2 protein-coding genes are annotated in these 2,619 nt (G+C 57.6%); both read left to right on the top strand.

Translation table 11 applies throughout. The annotated features are described in order from the left end of the window. Window positions 1–171: 171 nt before the first annotated feature. Window positions 172–1,725: an IS21 family transposase gene (gene istA / locus I3J13_RS25525; RefSeq protein ID WP_196380674.1), complete on the top strand. Its 1,554-nt coding sequence runs from the start codon at window positions 172–174 to the stop codon at window positions 1,723–1,725. A gap of 12 nt (window positions 1,726–1,737) precedes the next feature. After that, complete coding sequence (gene istB / locus I3J13_RS25520) at window positions 1,738–2,514, top strand: IS21-like element helper ATPase IstB (protein ID WP_137004904.1); 777 nt, start codon at window positions 1,738–1,740, stop codon at window positions 2,512–2,514. The last annotated feature ends 105 nt before the right edge of the window (window positions 2,515–2,619 follow it).

The following is a 2,619-nucleotide window of genomic DNA, read 5'->3' as shown; positions in this document are numbered from 1 at the left end:
TGCGGGTTTCACAAAGTCGCGGACACGCATTTCAGTAAGTCGCGGACACCAATTCCATTAAGTACGGGACAGTGATTTCAGTAAGTCGCGGACAGCTATAGCGACGGATTTAGATCGATTTTCGTGAGCGCCGATCTGGCACTTTGCCCTCGTGTTTTGAGCGAGGACAAGATGCCCAGGCGGAAGCAAGCGAGACATACTGACGTGAAGGATATCCGATCGATCCTGAGACTTACGTTCGAACAGGGATTGTCGATACGTGCCGTTTCCGAACGGCTGAAGATCAGCAAGACGTCGGTTTCGACGTACCTGCTGCGGGCAAAGGAAGCCGGGCTTGCGGTCTGGCCTCTACCTCCGGGCCTGGACGAGGACGACGTTCTCGAGCATCGACTATTCCGGCGAATGGGACGGCCTCCACGCGATACCGTCGAGCCGAACTGGCCGAAGATGGCCAGCGAACTGAAGCGTAAGGGCGTCACGCTCCATTTGCTTTGGCAGGAATACCGGGAAGCTCACCCGAATGGCTATGGCTATACATGGTTCTGCGGCCGGTTTGCCGATCACGAAAGCCGAGCCCGGCCGACCTATCGCAGCCGTCATGTTGCCGGTGTCGCGATGGAATGCGACTATGCCGGCCATACGATCCCGATCATCGATCCATCTACCGGCGAGATCCGCGCAGCGCAAATCTATGTCGCGGTGTTGAGCGCGTCGCAACTGACGTTCGCCTATGCCAGCTTCAGCCAAAAGCTGCCCGATTGGATCGAAGCGAACCAGCGGGCCTTCAGTTACTTCGGCGGCGTGACGAAGACGACGATCTGCGACAACCTCAGATCGGCTGTTGCCAAGGCTCTTTGGTTCGAACCGACACTGAATGCGACGTTTGCCGCCTTCGCTGAGCATTACGACACGACGGTGGTTCCGGCACGGCCTCGGCATCCTCGTGACAAGCCCTCCGCTGAAGGGACGGTTCTAATCGTCGAGAGGTGGGTCCTGGCGAGGCTCCGAAACGAGCGGTTCTTCAGCCTTGTCGATCTCAATATCCGCATCAGCGCTTTGATCGAGGACCTCAATAGCCGGACGATGCGGCGGTATGGCAAATCTCGCCGCGCTTTGTTCGATGAAGTCGAACGCTCTCAGCTCAAACCATTGCCTTCAACGCCGTTTGAGTATGCGGAATGGAAGATCGCCAAGGTGCATCCCGACTACCATATCGAGATCGATAAGACCTTTTATTCCGTGCCGCATGGGCTGATCGGACGACGGGTCGATGTCAGGCTGACGTACCGGGCGGTCGAGATCTTCTTGGATCACAAACGTGTCGCAAGTCACGTCAGGAGTTCGCAACGTTCAGGCCACATCACTGTCAATGAACACATGCCCAAAGCGCACCAGCGCTATGCGAACACGACACCCCACTTGTTGCGCAGCGAAGCAGCAAAGGTCGGGATCAACACGGCGACGTTTATCGAACGTCTGCTCAGTCATCGCCCGCACCCCGAACAGGGCTACCGATCCGCCCAAGGCGTTCTCTCCCTGGCACGCCGTTATGAGTCCGATCGGCTGGAGATGGCTTGCGAAAGGGCGCTGGTAATCAACGCGCTGAGCTATTCGTCTGTCGCCAACATTCTCAGATCTGGTCTCGATCAGGCTCCGGCCATGACCGAGACCGTGAAGCCGGCGCCGCCGCACGGCAATATCCGCGGCAAAACCTACTATCAATAAAAAGGACATCAGATGCTGACACATCCGACACTCGAACAAATGAATGCGCTTGGTCTGGCAGGCATGGCAACGGCCTATCGCGAGCTCCTCGAGCAGGCTCACGGAAATGATTTGAGCTTCGACGAACGTCTGGGGTTGATGCTTGATCGCGAGATCGCTCTCAGAACGGACCGAAGGCTGACAAACAGGCTCGCCACCGCCAAACTCCGTTTTGCCAATGCTTCCATCGAAGATATCGACTTCGGATCGCATCGGGGCCTGGATCGCCGCAACGTCCTGTCTTTGGCGCAGGGTGCATGGCTCAAGGCGAATGAGAACCTGATCCTGACAGGCCAGACGGGAACAGGAAAGACATGGATCGCGTGTGCCTTTGCACGCCAGGCGGCCCGCCTCGACCACTCTGTCCTCTATGTCCGCATGCCGCGATTGTTGGAGGACCTCGCGCTTGCCAGGCTGGACGGGCGCTTCCCGCGCCTCATCGACAAGCTCGCACGCGTTCATCTGCTGGTGCTCGATGACTGGGGAACCCATACCTTGAACGATCGGCAGCGCCTCGATCTGCTGGAAATCTTTGAGGAGAGATATCGGCGAAAATCTACGCTGATCACGGCTCAACTTCCCGTGGCTGCCTGGCATGAGATGATTGGCGAGGCCACTTTAGCAGACGCGATCCTGGACCGTATTGTTCACAACGCCCACCGCATAACGCTCGAAGGCGACAGCATGCGGAAGCGGAAGACACCAACGCTCTTGACCAGCGCCGAAATAAACGAGATCAATCACCCCTAACAGCAACCAGGCTGGCGGAATTCGATCGAGCCCGCTGTCCGCGACTTAGCGAAATGCCTGTCCGCGACTTGCCGAAATCGCTGTCCCGATTCACCGAAATCCGCA

Origin of the sequence: Agrobacterium leguminum, from assembly GCF_015704895.1 — a bacterium.
Taxonomy (GTDB): Bacteria; Pseudomonadota; Alphaproteobacteria; order Rhizobiales; family Rhizobiaceae; genus Agrobacterium; species Agrobacterium leguminum.
The sequence above is the reverse complement of the archived record's forward strand: the minus strand, read 5'-3'. Positions and strand labels throughout refer to the sequence as shown.